Origin of the sequence: Thermohalobaculum sediminis, from assembly GCF_023487995.1 — a bacterium.
Taxonomy (GTDB): Bacteria; Pseudomonadota; Alphaproteobacteria; order Rhodobacterales; family Rhodobacteraceae; genus Thermohalobaculum; species Thermohalobaculum sediminis.
On record NZ_JAMFKN010000011.1, the window covers coordinates 20,673 to 34,797 of the forward strand.

Annotated in this window: 14 protein-coding genes; 7 read left to right on the top strand and 7 right to left on the bottom strand. The window is 72.7% G+C overall.

The window, feature by feature from the left end; translation table 11 throughout:
• Positions 1 to 89: 89 nt before the first annotated feature.
• The 4 genes from M1105_RS18095 to cysQ form a co-directional block, all read right to left on the bottom strand.
• On the bottom strand, positions 90 to 1,307 hold the full coding sequence (locus M1105_RS18095; RefSeq protein WP_249581789.1) for a glycosyltransferase: 1,218 nt from the start codon (positions 1,305 to 1,307) through the stop codon (positions 90 to 92).
• Between the two features lie 113 nt (positions 1,308 to 1,420).
• Positions 1,421 to 2,320 carry a UTP--glucose-1-phosphate uridylyltransferase gene (locus tag M1105_RS18100; RefSeq protein ID WP_249581790.1) on the bottom strand — a complete coding sequence of 300 codons (900 nt, stop codon included), beginning with the start codon at positions 2,318 to 2,320 and terminating at the stop codon, positions 1,421 to 1,423.
• Between the two features lie 120 nt (positions 2,321 to 2,440).
• Positions 2,441 to 3,238, bottom strand: a complete 798-nt coding sequence (locus M1105_RS18105) for a 3-deoxy-manno-octulosonate cytidylyltransferase (protein WP_249581791.1) — start codon at positions 3,236 to 3,238, stop codon at positions 2,441 to 2,443.
• Positions 3,235 to 4,035, bottom strand: a complete 801-nt coding sequence (gene cysQ, locus M1105_RS18110) for a 3'(2'),5'-bisphosphate nucleotidase CysQ (RefSeq protein ID WP_249581792.1) — start codon at positions 4,033 to 4,035, stop codon at positions 3,235 to 3,237. The genes M1105_RS18105 and cysQ overlap by 4 nt, the downstream gene beginning before the upstream one ends.
• Positions 4,036 to 4,188: 153 nt before the next feature.
• On the opposite strand from cysQ, the gene hisD reads away from it, so the two are divergent.
• The 6 genes from hisD to M1105_RS18140 all read left to right on the top strand — a co-directional run bounded on the left by hisD (position 4,189) and on the right by M1105_RS18140 (position 8,594).
• Positions 4,189 to 5,496 (top strand): histidinol dehydrogenase, encoded by a 1,308-nt coding sequence (gene hisD / locus M1105_RS18115; protein WP_249581793.1) that lies wholly within the window; start codon positions 4,189 to 4,191, stop codon positions 5,494 to 5,496.
• Positions 5,493 to 5,990 (top strand): UPF0262 family protein, encoded by a 498-nt coding sequence (locus M1105_RS18120; RefSeq protein ID WP_249581794.1) that lies wholly within the window; start codon positions 5,493 to 5,495, stop codon positions 5,988 to 5,990. Before hisD ends, M1105_RS18120 begins: the two co-directional genes overlap by 4 nt.
• A gap of 8 nt (positions 5,991 to 5,998) precedes the next feature.
• Positions 5,999 to 6,463, top strand: a complete 465-nt coding sequence (locus M1105_RS18125) for an arsenate-mycothiol transferase ArsC (protein WP_249581795.1) — start codon at positions 5,999 to 6,001, stop codon at positions 6,461 to 6,463.
• Between the two features lie 192 nt (positions 6,464 to 6,655).
• Positions 6,656 to 6,874 carry a translation initiation factor IF-1 gene (gene infA, locus M1105_RS18130; protein ID WP_200606710.1) on the top strand — a complete coding sequence of 73 codons (219 nt, stop codon included), beginning with the start codon at positions 6,656 to 6,658 and terminating at the stop codon, positions 6,872 to 6,874.
• Between the two features lie 107 nt (positions 6,875 to 6,981).
• The gene (locus M1105_RS18135; protein ID WP_249581873.1) at positions 6,982 to 7,566 is read left to right on the top strand and encodes a Maf family protein; all 585 of its coding nucleotides are present in this window, start codon (positions 6,982 to 6,984) and stop codon (positions 7,564 to 7,566) included.
• Positions 7,563 to 8,594 (top strand): ribonuclease E/G, encoded by a 1,032-nt coding sequence (locus tag M1105_RS18140; protein WP_249581796.1) that lies wholly within the window; start codon positions 7,563 to 7,565, stop codon positions 8,592 to 8,594. Before M1105_RS18135 ends, M1105_RS18140 begins: the two co-directional genes overlap by 4 nt.
• A gap of 106 nt (positions 8,595 to 8,700) precedes the next feature.
• Here M1105_RS18140 and M1105_RS18145 read toward each other — a convergent pair whose 3' ends face one another.
• Both M1105_RS18145 and M1105_RS18150 read right to left on the bottom strand, forming a co-directional pair.
• Positions 8,701 to 11,829, bottom strand: a complete 3,129-nt coding sequence (locus M1105_RS18145; protein ID WP_249581797.1) for an efflux RND transporter permease subunit — start codon at positions 11,827 to 11,829, stop codon at positions 8,701 to 8,703.
• Positions 11,826 to 13,088 (bottom strand): efflux RND transporter periplasmic adaptor subunit, encoded by a 1,263-nt coding sequence (locus tag M1105_RS18150; protein ID WP_249581798.1) that lies wholly within the window; start codon positions 13,086 to 13,088, stop codon positions 11,826 to 11,828. The genes M1105_RS18145 and M1105_RS18150 overlap by 4 nt, the downstream gene beginning before the upstream one ends.
• A gap of 131 nt (positions 13,089 to 13,219) precedes the next feature.
• Here M1105_RS18150 and M1105_RS18155 point away from each other — a divergent pair, with 131 nt between their 5' ends.
• Positions 13,220 to 13,429, top strand: a complete 210-nt coding sequence (locus M1105_RS18155) for a DNA gyrase inhibitor YacG (RefSeq protein ID WP_249581799.1) — start codon at positions 13,220 to 13,222, stop codon at positions 13,427 to 13,429.
• Between the two features lie 219 nt (positions 13,430 to 13,648).
• Here M1105_RS18155 and M1105_RS18160 read toward each other — a convergent pair whose 3' ends face one another.
• Positions 13,649 to 14,068, bottom strand: coding sequence for a hypothetical protein (locus M1105_RS18160; RefSeq protein WP_249581800.1), 420 nt, complete (start codon positions 14,066 to 14,068; stop codon positions 13,649 to 13,651).
• Positions 14,069 to 14,125 lie beyond the last annotated feature (57 nt).

A 14,125-nucleotide genomic window follows, 5' to 3' on the forward strand; every position in this document is an offset into this window, starting at 1 on the left:
GGGGCGGGCCTCCGGACCGCGGCCAAGAATCTCGCCGTCCCGGGCTCGACCCGGGACCTCGCGGCGCATGGTTCATGGCCGGCACCGCCTCAAAGCCCAGCCAGAACCTCCTCCAGCGCCGCGAAATGCGCCTCCCATGTTGGCGGCCGCCATGCCGCCATCCGCGTCATCTGGGCCGCGCGACGGGGCGAGGCGTCGGTGGCGTAATCCCCGATCGCCGCCATCCAGCCCGGCCCGTCCAGCGGGTCGAGCCATTCCGGCACGTCGCCCCCAACCTCGCGCAGCGCGGGCAGGTCCGAGGCGATCACCGGGACACGCGCCGCGAGCGCCTCAGCCAGCGGCAGGCCGAAGCCCTCGGCGAAGCTCGGGAACAGGACCGCCCTCGCCCCGGCGACGAGGCTCGCGACCTCGCCATCGCGCAGGCCGGCGTGCTCGAACACCGTGCGTCCCATCACCGGCGCGCGGTCGAGCATGGCGATCGCCTGCCCGGCCTCCCAGCCGCGCCGGCCGACGATGTGCAGATGGGGCGTGGCCTCGGGCGGGCGCGTGTCGTGGAACCGCCGCCAGACGTTGAGCAGCAGCAGGTGGTTCTTCCGTCCCTCGATGGTGCCGAGACAGACGAAGCAGGGCGCGCCCGCCCTTGCAGCGGCCTGCGACGCCCCCACGCTCACTCCCAGCGCGATCACGCGGCCACCCGGCAGCAAGATCCCCTCGCGCGCGGCTGAGGCCCGCGCGGCGGTCTCGGCCGCGCGCGTCGTGAACAACAGATGCGCCGCCCCGGCCATCGCCGCGAGCCGGCGGCGGAACCGCGGCACCGACTCGGGACGGGCATATTCGGGCCAGTCGAGCGGGATGGTGTCGTGCAGCATCACCACCGGGCGAAGCCCGGCCGCCGTCAGCGACGCGATGGTCTCGGGCGAGAGGTTGTCGTGGCCCACATTCAGCACCGCCGCGCCGGGCGCCAGGTGATCGCACAGCAGGCGGCCGAGCCCCTTCGCGGACGTGGCCCCCGCCGTCAGGCGCCGCAACTCGGCCTCGGCCCGGCGCACCGGCGCCTCGCGCCAGAGCTCGAGCCGCGCCCTGAGGTCAGGCGCCGCCGCCGCGCCGTCCAGCACCGCCGCGACCGCCGCGGCGGCACCCGGCGCGATGACGTGATGGCGCCGCCCGATCCTGCAGATCAGTGTACCCCCGCGCGCGATCGCGTGGTCGAGATAGGCGCGCTCGACGCGGTCGATGCCGCTCGGCGTCGAATGGCGCAGGCGTTGGACCGAGCGCGTGACATCGAGCGCGAAGGGCGCCCGCGTCATCGGCCCGACCACCCGGCCACGGCCGGCGAGCAGGGCGGCAGCGCCCTGCCCGACTTCCGCTCACGGCGTGCCCCGCCAGCGGCCAGTGACTGGAAAGCCGCCGCGCGCATCCCTCACTCCGCCGCGAGATCCGCCTCGACCGACCTCAGATACCGCGCGAAGCCCGGGCCAAGATCCGGCCGCGCCAACGCAAACGCCACGGTCGCCTGAAGGTAGCCAGCCTTTGAGCCGCAGTCGTAGCGCGTGCCCTCGAACCGGAAGCCGAGCACGCCGCCCGGCGCGTCAACCTGCTCGGCAATGGCGTCGGTCAACTGGATCTCGCCCCCCGCGCCGCGCTTGCGGGCCTCCAGCGTCTCCATGACCGAAGGCGCGAGGATATAGCGCCCGATCACCGCGACGCGCGAGGGCGCGTCGGCGGGCTTGGGCTTCTCGACCATGCCTCGCGCCTCGACCACGCGACCGTCGTCGCGCGCGACATCGAGGATGCCATAGGACGACACCTGCTCGGGCGCGACATCGACAGCGGCGACCATGCAGCCCCCCTGCCCGCGCGCCTCGTAGGCCTCGACCATCTGCGCGAGGCAGCCGCGCCCGCCGCCCGCGATCACGTCGTCGGGCAGGATCACGGCGAAAGGCTGCGCGCCCACCAGCCGCCGCGCGCACCAGACGGCATGGCCCAGGCCCAGCGCCTCCTGCTGGCGGATATAGGCGATGGCACCCGACGGCATGGTGGCGCGCTCGACCTCGGCCAGCAGGTCGGCCTTGCCCGCGGCCTTCAGGGTCCGCTCGAGCGTCGGCGCCGCGTCGAAATAGTCCTCGAGCGCCGACTTGCCGCGCGCGGTCACGAAGATGAAGTCCTCGATCCCGGCCTCGCGCGCCTCGTCGATCGCGTACTGGATCAGCGGCCGATCGACCAGCGGCAGCATCTCCTTCGGCATCGACTTGGTGGCGGGGAGGAACCGGGTGCCAAGGCCGGCAACGGGAAAGACGGCAGTGCGCACGCGTTGCGTCATGATGTATCTCGCGGGTTGAAGTCGCCACAGTGTGGGAGATTTCGGCACGGAAGGCGAGCCTCGGGGCCTGCCCCGGCGACAGACGGGCGCGTCCCCGCGCGGCGCGGACGCGGCCAGGGCTCAGATTGTGCCGCGCGCGGCCAGCACCTTCTCGATCCGTGGAACGTCCTCGGGGTTGTTCAGTTCCCAGAACGACGCGCCGCGCGCCTCGACCTCGACGCAGGCGATCCCGATGCCGTGCTCGAGGAAGCGCAACTGCTCGAGCCCCTCGCTCTGCTCCAGCACGCCCGGCGCGAGGCCGACATAGCGCGCCAGCGCCGCGGGCCGATAGGCATAGACGCCGACATGGTGGAACACCGGCACGGCGTGGCGCTTGGCCGGGTCGGCATAGGGCAGCACCTCCTTCGAGAAGTAGAGCGCCCGGCCCGCGCGGTCCATCACCGCCGTGGTGCCGCCCACGCGCCCCGCGCGCCGGTCGGCGACGAAGCCGTCGAGCGCCTCGGCGTCGCAGCGCAGCACCGGCGTCGCGACCTCCATGCCAGGGTCGACGCGCATCGCGTCCACCAGCGCCTCGACGAACCATGGCGGCGTCAGCGGCGCATCGCCCTGCAGGTTGACGACGATGCCGGGGGGTGGGGCGAGCCCCGCCACCGCCTCGGCGCAGCGCTCGGTGCCGTTCGCGCAGTCGGGCGAGGTCATCGCGACCTCGGCGCCGAAGGCCCGCGCGTGATCGGCGATGCGGGCGTCATCGGTCGCGACCAGAACCCGCGCCACCCCGCGCACCGCCATCGCCGCGTCCCACGACCGGCGGATGAGACTGCGCGCCTCGCCGGTCGCGCCGCGCAACTCGGCCAGGGGCTTGGCCGGATATCGGGTCGAGGCATAGCGGGCGGGGATGATGATCCAGGCGTCGGTCACAGCGCTACCCCCGGGACTCGGGCGAGGAAGAAGGGGTTCTCGTAGCCCGGCTTGCCATAGGCGAGCGGGGCGTGGTCGTCGAAGCGCAGCACCTCGCCGCCCGCCGCCAGCAGTACGGCATGGCCGGCGGCGGTGTCCCACTCCATGGTGCGGCCGAGCCGCGGGTAGAAATCGGCCTCGCCCGCCGCCAGCAGGCAGAACTTGAGCGAGGAGCCCGCGCTCTTGAACTCGGCCACCGGAAAGCGCGCGATGAAATCATCGGTCGCCTTGTCGCGGTGCGATTTGGACGCCACGACCGAAAGCGCCCCGGGATCCGGCACTGCCACGGCGATGGGCCGCGCGCTGCCGGACACGGGCTGGCCTGCCTCGTCCACCGCCTCCTCGACCGCCCCCCCCGCGGCGAGGCTGCGGAACATGCGGCCCTTGGCGGGGGCGTGGACGATGCCCATCACCGGGCGCCCGGCCTCGATCAGCGCAATGTTGACGGTGAAATCGCCGCGGCGCTGCACGAATTCCTTGGTGCCGTCCAGCGGGTCGACCAGGAAGAAGCGCGCATGTCCCGTGGCCCCATGAGTGACGGCCTGCTCCTCGGTCACCACTGGGATGTCAGGAAAGGCCGCGCGCAGTCCGTCCGCGATGATCCGGTCCGCCGCCAGATCGGCATCCGTCACCGGCGAATTGTCGGCCTTGGCGCGCGCCTCGAAATCGGGCGCGCGATAGACCGCCATGATCGCGCGGCCGGCCTCGAGCGCCAGCCGGCGGAACTCGGCCTCGATCCTCTCGGGCGTCGCGGTCATCGTCTCTCCCTCGCGCAGCGCATCCGGCCTCCGTATAGACGGGATCGCGCGCGGCTTTGCAACAGGGGCAGCAGCGATGCGCGCCTTGCCGCCGCCAAGCCGGGCGGGGTAAGGAGTGGCGAGCCGATCAGCCATTCCCGAGCGAGACTGCCGATGCCCGTGACCTTGAGCCATGAGGCGCCTGATTTCGAGCGCCGCTTCGCAGCCCTTATCGACATGAAGCGCGAGTCGAGCGCGGACGTGGATACGGCCGTCGCCGCGATCATCGAGGACGTGGCGACCCGCGGCCTCGACGCGGTGATCGCCCTCACGCGGCGCTTCGACCGCTGGGACGTGACCGAGGCGACGCTTGCCTTCACCGAGGCCGAGATCGACGCCGCCATCGCCACCGTCCCCGCGGCCGAGATGACGGCGCTGGAACTCGCGGCCGAGCGCATCACCGCCTACCACGCCCGCCAGTTGCCCGAGGACGAGATGTGGGAGGACGCGGCCGGTGTCACCCTGGGCTGGCGCTGGACCGCCGTCGACGCGGCCGGGCTCTACGTCCCCGGCGGGCTGGCGAGCTATCCGTCCTCGGTGCTGATGAACGCGATCCCCGCGCAGGTGGCAGGGGTCGGCCGCATCGAGATCTGCGCGCCGACGCCCGAGGGCCGCTTCAACCCGCTGGTGCTGGCGGCCGCGCGGCTCGCCGGCGTGGGCCGGGTCTGGCGCGTGGGCGGCGCGCAGGCGATCGCGGCGATGGCCCATGGCGCCGGGCCGATCCGGCCGGTAGACAAGATCACAGGCCCCGGCAACGCCTTTGTGGCGGCGGCCAAGCGCCGGGTGTTCGGGCGGGTCGGCATCGACATGATCGCAGGCCCCTCCGAGATCCTCGTCATCGCCGACGCCTACAACGACCCAGACTGGGTCGCCACCGACCTGATGAGCCAGGCCGAGCATGACGAGAGCGCGCAGTCGATCCTGATCACCACCGACGCCGGGTTCGGCGAGGCCGTCGCCCGCGCCGTCGAGCGCCTGCTGCAGCGGTTGGAGCGCACCGCCATCGCCGGCGCAAGCTGGCGCGACTTCGGCGCGGTGGTGGTGGCGAAGGATCTGCGGCACGCGGCCGAGCTTGCCAACCGCATCGCCCCCGAGCATCTGGAACTCTGCATCGCCGACCCGGAGCGCCTGATGGGCGAGATCCGGCACGCGGGCGCCATCTTCCTCGGTCGCCACACGCCCGAGGCGATCGGCGACTATGTGGGCGGGCCCAACCACGTGCTGCCGACCGCGCGCTCGGCGCGGTTCTCCTCGGGCCTCTCGGTGCTCGACTACATGAAGCGCACGACGATCGCGCGCGTGAGCCCCCGCGGGCTTGCCGCCATCGGGCCGGCTGCCGAAACGCTGGCCCGCTCGGAAAGCCTCGAGGCGCATGCGCTATCGGTGCGCCTACGGCTCGACGCCGCGGGGGGCGACGCATGAGGGACTTCGCCCCGACCGACCGTCTCGCGCGCGTCGAGCTGATCGAGGACCGCCCGCGCGCCCGCACGCCCGAGATCCAGCAGGAGCTTGACGTCGCGATCTTCGACCTCGTGGAGGAGAACCACTTCCGCGTCGCGCCACGCGAAGGCGAGAGCGTGCCGCCCGGCCCCTACCGCCTCGGCATCGGCATGGCCGAGCGGATGCTGCGCATGGAGGTGCGCGACACGGGCGGCGAGGTGGTGGCCGACCTGCACCTGTCGCTCACGCCGCTGAGGGGTGTCATCAAGGACTATTTCGCGATCTGCGAGAGCTATTTCGACGCCGTCAAGCGCCTGCCCCCCTCACGCATCGAGGCCATCGACATGGGCCGGCGCGGCATCCATGACGAAGGCGCCCGCATCCTTGCCGAGCGGCTCGAGGGCAAGGTCGCGACCGACCACGACACCGCCCGCCGCCTCTTCACGGTCGTCTGCGCGCTGCAGTTCAGGGGCTGAGGCCGGGCATGGCCGAGCTGCCGGGATCGGTGCTGTTCTGCTGCAACTACAACGTCATCCGCTCGCCGATGGCCGAGGGGATGATGAAGCAGCTCTACGGCCGGCAGGTCTTCGTGCAGTCCTGCGGCGTGCGCCACGAGATGGAGACCGACCCCTTCACCGTCGAGGTCTCGTCCGAGGTCGGCGTCGATCTGAGCCGCCACCGGCCGAAGAGCTTTGCCGAGATGCTGGAATGGGGCGACGACATCGCGGCCTTCGACGTGATCGTCGCGCTCTCGCCCGCCGCCCAGAGGCAGGCGCTCGAGCTGACGCGCCATGCCTCGGTCGAAGTGGTCTACTGGCCGATCCTCGACCCCAGCGGCATGGGCGAGCGCCGCGAACAGCGGCTCGACGCGTATCGCGAGGCGCGCGACCAGATCCGCGCGCGGATCCTCCAGCAGTTCGGCGCACCCGAGGACGAGGCGGGATCCTGAGACCGGGCCGCGTTCGGGCCGGCACGAGTGGCGTGCCGCGCCCCGGCCCCCGAGCCGGGGCCGCCCCGGCGCGCGCCTACCGCCCTGTTGCCACATGGCCGCGCGGTCTTGCATTTTTGCCGTCGAGGGTCCATGTTCCGCGCCGACCGCCGCCGGGCCTCCTCCGGCGGTGCCCAGCCCCACGGAGACTGCATGGCCAAGGAAGAAACGCTCGAGTTCCCCGGGGTCGTGACCGAACTTCTGCCCAACGCGACTTTCCGGGTGAAGCTCGAGAACGGCCATGAGATCATCGCCCATACCGCCGGCAAGATGCGCAAGAACCGCATCCGCGTGCTCGCCGGAGACAAGGTGCAGGTCGAGATGACGCCCTACGACCTGACCAAGGGCCGCATCACCTACCGCTTCAAGTGACCCTGCCCAAGGCCGGCCCGTCCGGGGCATCGAGCCCCGCCCGGCCCGGCGGCGGCGATGCCGCCGCGCACCCCGCCCCGGATGCAGCGCCCGAAGGTCGGCCGCTCCTGATCCTCGCCTCGGGCTCGCCAAGGCGGCGCGAGTTGCTGGCGCGCATCGGGGTGGTTCCTGACGCGATCCGCGTGGCCGGGATCGACGAGACGCCCGCGAAGGGCGAGCTTCCCCGCCCCCATGCCCTGCGCCTTGCGCGCGAGAAAGCCGCCGCCGTGGCGGCCGACGCGCCGGCGGGCGCCTTCGTCCTGGCCGCCGACACGGTGGTCGCCGTCGGGCGCCGCCTGCTCGGCAAGCCCGCCGATGCGGCCGAGGCCGCGCGGTTCCTGATGCTCCTCTCGGGCCGCGCGCACCGGGTCACGACCGCCGTCTGCCTGATGGCGGCCGGGCGCCTCGCCTGCCGCGCGGTCGAGACGCGGGTGAAGGTGAAGCGCCTCTCGGACACCGAGATCTCGGCCTATCTGCGCTCGGGCGAGTGGGAGGGCAAGGCCGGGGGCTACGCGATCCAGGGCCTCGCAGCGGCCTTCATCCCCGAGATCATGGGAAGCTATACCAATGTCGTCGGCCTGCCGCTGACCGAGACGATGAACCTGCTGACCGGCGCGGGCTATCCGGTGCCGCTGGAGGGACCTGCCGCATGAAGGGCCGGCGCATCCTGGTCGAGACGCATCCCGAGGACGGGCGCACCCGCGCAGCGCTGATCGTCGACGGGCGGCTCGATGACCTGCTGGTCGACCCCCAACCGGACGAGGCCGGCCCACGGCCCGGCGAAGTGTTCCGCGCCCGGGTCGACCGCATGGTGCCCAATGCGGGCGGCGCATTCGTGCGGCTGACCCGCGACTGGCAGGGCTACCTGCGCGAGACGAAGGGGCTGCGCGAGGGGCAGATGCTGCTGGTCATGGCGACCGGCCATGCCGAGGCGCACAAGGCCACCCCCGTGACCACGCGCGTGCTCTACAAGGCGCGCCACGCGATCCTCACGCCCGACACGCCCGGCATCAATGTCTCGCGCCAGATCCGCGACGAGGAGGAGCGCGCCCGCCTTGCCGCCATCGCGGCCGCGGCGATGGGCGATGACGGCGCCGGGCTGATCCTGCGCAGCCTTGCCGAAGGGGTCGAGGCGGAGGCGATCGGCGCCGACATCGCGGCGTTGCGGGCGCTGCGCGACAGGGCCGAGGCCGCGCCCGCGGGGCTGGTGGACGCCACGCGCGCGACGGCGCGCGCCGTCGCCTTGCGCGAGTGGGAGGGGCCGGTCGAGGAAGGCCCGGGCCTGTTCGAGCGGGACGGCGTGCTCGACGAGATCGACCGGCTTGCGGGGCCGCGATTGGGCTTGCCCTCGGGCGGCTCGATGACCGTCGAGCCGACGGCGGCGCTGGTGGCCGTGGACGTGAACACCGGAGGGGACTTCACCCCGGCGGCGGGGCTCAAGGCGAACATCGAGGCGGCCCGCGAACTGCCGCGCCAGCTTCGCCTGCGGGGCCTGGGCGGGCAGATCGTCGTGGACTTCGCGCCGATGCCCAAGAAGGACCGCAAGCGGCTCGAGGACGCGCTGAAATCGGCGTTCCGCCGCGACCCCATCGAGACGTCGCTGGCGGGCTGGACGGCGATGGGGCTCTACGAGATCCAGCGCAAGCGCGAGCGTATGCCGATCTCGGGACTGCTGGACTGACGCGCGATCCGCCTCGGACATTGCGCGAGAAAATTGTTCAGTCGTATAGATCTATAAGTAAATTTTCATCCTCGCCGCACCGCCTCCGCCTTGCCATGGACCGCGATCACTCGCCCGCGACCGTCCCTTCGCCCCGCGCGCCCGGCCGAGGCGCCGGGTTCATCAGCCAGCGCAGATCCTCGAGGATCATGTAGAGCGCGGGGATCAGGAACAGCACGATGGTCGTCGCAAACACGATGCCATAGCCCAGCGACACCGCCATGGGGATCAGGAACTGGGCCTGGCGCGAGGTCTCGAAGATCATTGGCGCGAGGCCCCCGAAGGTGGTGAGCGTCGTGAGCAGGATCGGCCGGAAGCGGCGCAGGCCGGCGCGCCACATCGCCTCGAAGGGCCCGGCCCCGGTCGCACGCAGCCGGTTGGCGTAGTCGATCATCACCAGCGCCGCGTTGATGACGACGCCCGAGAGCGCGATGATCCCGAACACCGACACGATCGAGAGCGACACCCCCATGATCAGATGCCCGGCGATCGCGCCGGCAAAGCCGAAGGGGATCGCCGTCATCACGATGGCTGGTTGCAGGTACGAGCGGAACGGGATCGCGAGGCAGACATAGATGAGCACGAGCGCCACGCTCATCGAGGTGACGAAGCTGCCCATCACGTCCGCCTGCGTGTCCTGCCGCCCGGCGAGGCGCCATCCGAGGCCGGGGAAGTCGCGCTGGAGCGCGGGCAGGATCTCGCCCGTCGCGGCGGCGACGATGCGGATCGTCTCCTCCACCGGCTCGACATTGGCGCTGACGGTGACGACGCGCTTGCCGTCCTCGCGGTTGATGATGCTGTCGGCGCGGCCGCGCTCGACGCGGGCGACCTCGTAGAGCGGTGCCTCGGAGCCGTCGGGGGCGATCAGGATCAGGCTCTCGGCATCGTGCTCGGACCGGCGCTCGTCCTCGGGCAGGCGAACGCGGACGGTGACCTCGTTGCGCCCCTCCTGCTGGCGCAGCGCCTCGAGGCCGAGGAAGGCGCCGCGCACCTGGGCCGCCACCGACTCGGCGGTGAAGCCCGCGGCGCGACCCGCTTCGGTCAGGCGGAAGGCGAGCTCGGCCTTGCCGGGGGTGAAGCCGTCCTCGGCGTCGCGGATCGCGCCAAATTCCTCGAGCCGGGCGGTGAAGGCCGCGGCCGCGCGGGCGAGCGTGGCGACGTCCGAATGCGCAAGCTGGATCTCGATGCCCGACTGGCCGCCGGGGCCGCCGAAGGCCGACTCGAAGCGCATCGAGCGCGCGGCCGGTATCTCGCCCGCCGCCTCGCGCCACAATGCCGCGACCTCGGCCGTGGGGATGGGCCGCACGCCGGGCGGCTGGAGATAGATGCGCAGGTCGATGCGCGTACCGTTGACCAGCGCCGAGATGCCGGTCGACAGCGTCTCGCCCCCATGCGCTGCGACCACCTCGCGCGCCGCCTCGATCATCCGGTCGCGCACGGCGAGCGTGGTGGCGAAGGACGCGTCCACCGGCATGGTGACGGCGGCGCTGGCATAGTCGCGCGGCACGGCGGGGAACAGACTGAAGCCCATGCGCCCCGACACCGGCCAGGCGATGGCGATGGCCAGAAGCGCGGCCATAAGGGCGACCGTGGTGTAGCGCCAGACCATGGCGGCGCGCAACGCGGGGCCGTAGAGGCGCGCGACGAACCACTCCAGCCCGCTCGCGAACGCCATCTGCACCCGCGCGCCGATCCATGGCCGGCGGTTCGGGTCGCGCCGGGCAACGTTCGCCAGATGTGCGGGCAGCACGAACAGCGCCTCGATCCAGCTCAGAAGGAAGGCGGTGGCCACGACAAGCGGGATGACCAGCCAGAACTTGCCGAAGGCGCCCGGCACCATGGCAAGTGGCAGGAAGGCGATGATGTTGGTGAGGATCGAGAAGGCCAGCGGCACCGCGATGTCGCGCGCGCCCTGGATGGCCGCGTCGATCCGGCTCATGCCGCGCTGGAGGTATTCATAGATGTTCTCGCCCACCACGATGGCGTCATCGACGACGATGCCGAGCGCGAGGATGAAGGCGAACATCGACACCATGTTGATCGAGACGTCCATCACCGGCAGGAAGATCAGCGTGCCGAGGAAGGCCGTCGGGATACCCATCGCCACCCAGAATGCCAGCTTGAACTCGAGGAACAGGCTCAGCACCAGCAGCACCAGCACCAGCCCCATGAAGCCGTTCTTGACCAGGAGTTCCATACGCGCCCGGTAGATGTCGCTGTCGTCGTCGACGATGGCCGCGTCGATGCCTGCGGGCAGCGCCGCCATCGCCTCGGGCAGCGCGCGGCGCACGGCGTCGGACACGCCGATCGGGGTCTCCTCGCCCACGCGGTAGACATCGACCCGGATCGAGGGCCGGCCATTGTAGCTCGCGGCGATGTTCGCGTCCTCGAAGCCGTGCCGGACCTCGGCCACGTCACCCAGCCGCAGCACGGTGCCGCGCGGGTCGGCGATCAGCGGGATCTCGGCGAACTCGGCGGGCAGGTCGCGCCGATCGTGGACGCGCACCAGGATGTCGCCGCCCGCGGTCTCGAGCCGTCCGCCGGCACGGTCGAGGGCAGTGCGCCGGATGGTGTCGGCGACCTCGGGCAGCGTCAGGCCGTAGGCGCGCAGTGCAGCGCGCGGGACCGGCACGGCGATCTCGAGATCGCGCGCACCCGACAGCTCGACCTGGCTGATACCGGGCTCATCGAGCAGGCGGTTGCGCACGTCCTCGGCCGCCATCCTCAGCGAGCGCTCGTCCACGTTGCCGTGAAGCTGTATCTCGACCACGTTGCGCCGGCGGATGTCGAGCGAGACGACCGGCTCCTCGGCGTCCTCGGGGAAGGTGGTGATGCGGTCCACCGCCTGGCGGATCTCGTCATAGACCAGCCGGCGGTCGCGCCCGGTGCCAAGCTCGGCGACGACGCGGGCAGAGCCTTCGCTGGCGGTTGCGGTGAGCTTGTCGATGCCCTGGATGGCGCGGAGCTCCTCCTCGACCACGAGGACGATTCCCTCCTCGACCTCGGCGGGCGTGGCGCCGGGCAGCAGGACGGTGATGGTCACCGTGTCGGTCTCGAACGAGGGGAACACCTCCTGCCGGATCACGGTGGTGAAGCCGAGGCCACCGAGGATGAGGAACAGCATCAGGAGGTTCGAGGCAACCGCGTGGCGCGCCATCCACGCGATCGGTCCCGACTGGCGCAGCCGCGTGGTCACGGGCGCGCCCCGGCGGGCGTTTCATCGGGCAGGCGTAGCGCCATGCCGTCCGCGACGCTGGCGAGCGGCGAGGTCACCACGCGCTCGCCCGGCGCGAGGCCGTCGGCGATCAGCACCTCCGCGGAGCCGCGGTAGGCGACCTCCACGGGGCGGATCGCGAGCCGGTTCTCGGGGGTCATCACCCAGACGGTGTCGCCGTCGCGCAATGCCGCGCGGTCGAGCGCGATCGCGCCGGGGATCTCGTGTCCCTCGATCGAGGCGCGCAGGAAGCTGCCGATCAGCAACCGCGGCTTGCCGGCGTTTCCGGGGGCACGGGCCAGCGGGTCCTCGACTTCGGCGATCACCTCGGCCATGCGGGCGGCCGGGTTGAGGCCGGGGGCGACGCGCAGGATGCGGCCCTCGCGGAACGCGCCCTCGGGCCAGACGCCCGGCTGGGTCAGCCGCACCGTCGCGCCTTCACTGGGGTCGATCCAGCGCAGCGCGGCGACGGGGACGGCGAGGTGGATCTCGAACCGGTCCACGGGCACCAGCGTCGCGATCTCGGCCCCCGGCGTGAGGTAAGTGCCGGGGGCGAGGCCGGCCGAGACCACCAGCGCGTCGAAGGGGGCGGCGATCCCGGTGCGCGCGAGGTCGAGGGCGGCGCGCTCGCGCGCGGCCTCGGCGGCGGCGCGCTCGGCCATCAGCTCCTGCATCTGCGGCTCGCGAAGGACAAGGGCCCGCTGCTCCTCGGTCAGCCGCTCGCCACCGGGGCGGCGGGCGAGATCGAGCGCGGCACGCGCCGCCTGCCCGCGCTCGACGGCGATCCGGGCGTCGATGCCGATGATCTGGGCCTCGGCCTCGGCGAGAGCGTGGCGGGCGGTGCGGTCGTCGATCGACACGAGACGCTCGCCCGCCGCGACCTCGCCCCCGGTGACCAGCGCGGGCGAGAGGGCGGTCACCCGCCCGCCGATCTCGGGCCGCAGGGTCAGGGTCCGCGGCGCCGCGACATCGCCCCAGACCTCGATCAGAGGGCCGCGGGCGGTGGGGATGGCGGGGACCGCCTCGACGAGCCGGGCAAGGCGGGGGCGCTCGACCCGCTCGGCGACGGGGGCGGTCTCGATCATGCGCCACGCGACCAGGGCCCCGGCCGCGAGGATCGCGAGCGGCAGCACAGTCTTGAGCGTGGCCGCGAGCGCGCGATGCCAGAGCGGCGCGCGGCGCGCGGCGGGGGCCTCGGCCGGCGGCTGTGTCGGGATCTCGATGGGCTCGATCCGGGTCATGTCACCTTCGCACGCATCACGGCGCGCATTCCGGCGGCGCCGGCGCGATCGGCGCAGTATTCCCCGATCGCCCGGAGATTGGTAGACCGGCGATCAGACGATCGGGCCGGCGGCACGGGGGAGGCAGGGAGATGGCGGGCAGAACGAGCGGAGCGGCCGGGAAGCCGGCGAAAGGCTGCCCGGTCTGCGGCGCGGCGGCCGAGGCGCGCTGGCGGCCGTTCTGCTCGCGCCGCTGCGCCGATGTCGACCTCGGGCGGTGGCTGACCGGCAGCTACTCCATCCCCGGCGAACCGACGGACAGCAGGGACGAGGACGCGGCGCCCGGCCCCCGCGACGACTGAGGGGCGCGGGCCGGCGACGCCCAGCCCGTCCCGCCGCGGAAGCGCGATCGGGCGCGGGGCCGAGTCGCGCGGAACAGCCGGGCCGCGCGCCGGCATCCGATGCCATGAACATTCCACCGGAGGCCAGTGCCGGGGCCGGGCCGCGCCCGCCGAGACCCCGCGCAGGTCGCGCGAACGCATGGCGCGCGCGGCGGCCGGACCGGTCGCGCCGAGGCGGCATCAGCCCTGCCCGGGCAAGCCGCGCGGAGGTTCGGGTCGTGCCGCGGCACGGCGCTCGGCGAGGCGGCGCGCCTCCTGCCGCTGGCGCTCGGCCAGCGCATGGGCCATCTCCTCGCGTGCCTGCTCGGCGGCAAGGGCCTCGCGCAGGGCAGAAACCGATGACCGGGCATGGCTGACCACTGCGGCCGCGGCCCTGTGCCGGACGATCAGCGCTGCCTGCCACGCCGCTTGGCGGGCCAGGTCCTGCGCATCGCCGCTTGGCGCGAGGGCCGTCAGCGCGGCGGCGATCGCGTCGCGCTCGGCCTCGGCGGCACGAAGTCCCGCGGCGGCGCGGGCGTGGCGAGCCTCGGCCACCATGCGCCGGGCCGCGAGTGCGCGCAGGACCGCCGCGAAGCCCGACGGCGCTTCGGCTCCGCTCATCGCCCTGCCACATGCGCCCGCCGCGCCGCGTCGCGGGATGTTCGGCAGGCCCCATGC

Bases quoted from the DNA above. Each gene is read 5' to 3' on its own strand.
- M1105_RS18095 (WP_249581789.1), bottom strand. From the start codon at position 1,307: ATGACGCGGGCGCCCTTCGCGCTCGATGTCACGCGCTCGGTCCAACGC.
- M1105_RS18100 (WP_249581790.1), bottom strand. From the start codon at position 2,320: ATGACGCAACGCGTGCGCACTGCCGTCTTTCCCGTTGCCGGCCTTGGC.
- cysQ (WP_249581792.1), bottom strand. From the start codon at position 4,035: ATGACCGCGACGCCCGAGAGGATCGAGGCCGAGTTCCGCCGGCTGGCG.
- hisD (WP_249581793.1), top strand. From the start codon at position 4,189: ATGCCCGTGACCTTGAGCCATGAGGCGCCTGATTTCGAGCGCCGCTTC.
- M1105_RS18120 (WP_249581794.1), top strand. From the start codon at position 5,493: ATGAGGGACTTCGCCCCGACCGACCGTCTCGCGCGCGTCGAGCTGATC.
- M1105_RS18125 (WP_249581795.1), top strand. From the start codon at position 5,999: ATGGCCGAGCTGCCGGGATCGGTGCTGTTCTGCTGCAACTACAACGTC.
- infA (WP_200606710.1), top strand. From the start codon at position 6,656: ATGGCCAAGGAAGAAACGCTCGAGTTCCCCGGGGTCGTGACCGAACTT.
- M1105_RS18140 (WP_249581796.1), top strand. From the start codon at position 7,563: ATGAAGGGCCGGCGCATCCTGGTCGAGACGCATCCCGAGGACGGGCGC.
- M1105_RS18150 (WP_249581798.1), bottom strand. From the start codon at position 13,088: ATGACCCGGATCGAGCCCATCGAGATCCCGACACAGCCGCCGGCCGAG.
- M1105_RS18155 (WP_249581799.1), top strand. From the start codon at position 13,220: ATGGCGGGCAGAACGAGCGGAGCGGCCGGGAAGCCGGCGAAAGGCTGC.
- M1105_RS18160 (WP_249581800.1), bottom strand. From the start codon at position 14,068: ATGAGCGGAGCCGAAGCGCCGTCGGGCTTCGCGGCGGTCCTGCGCGCA.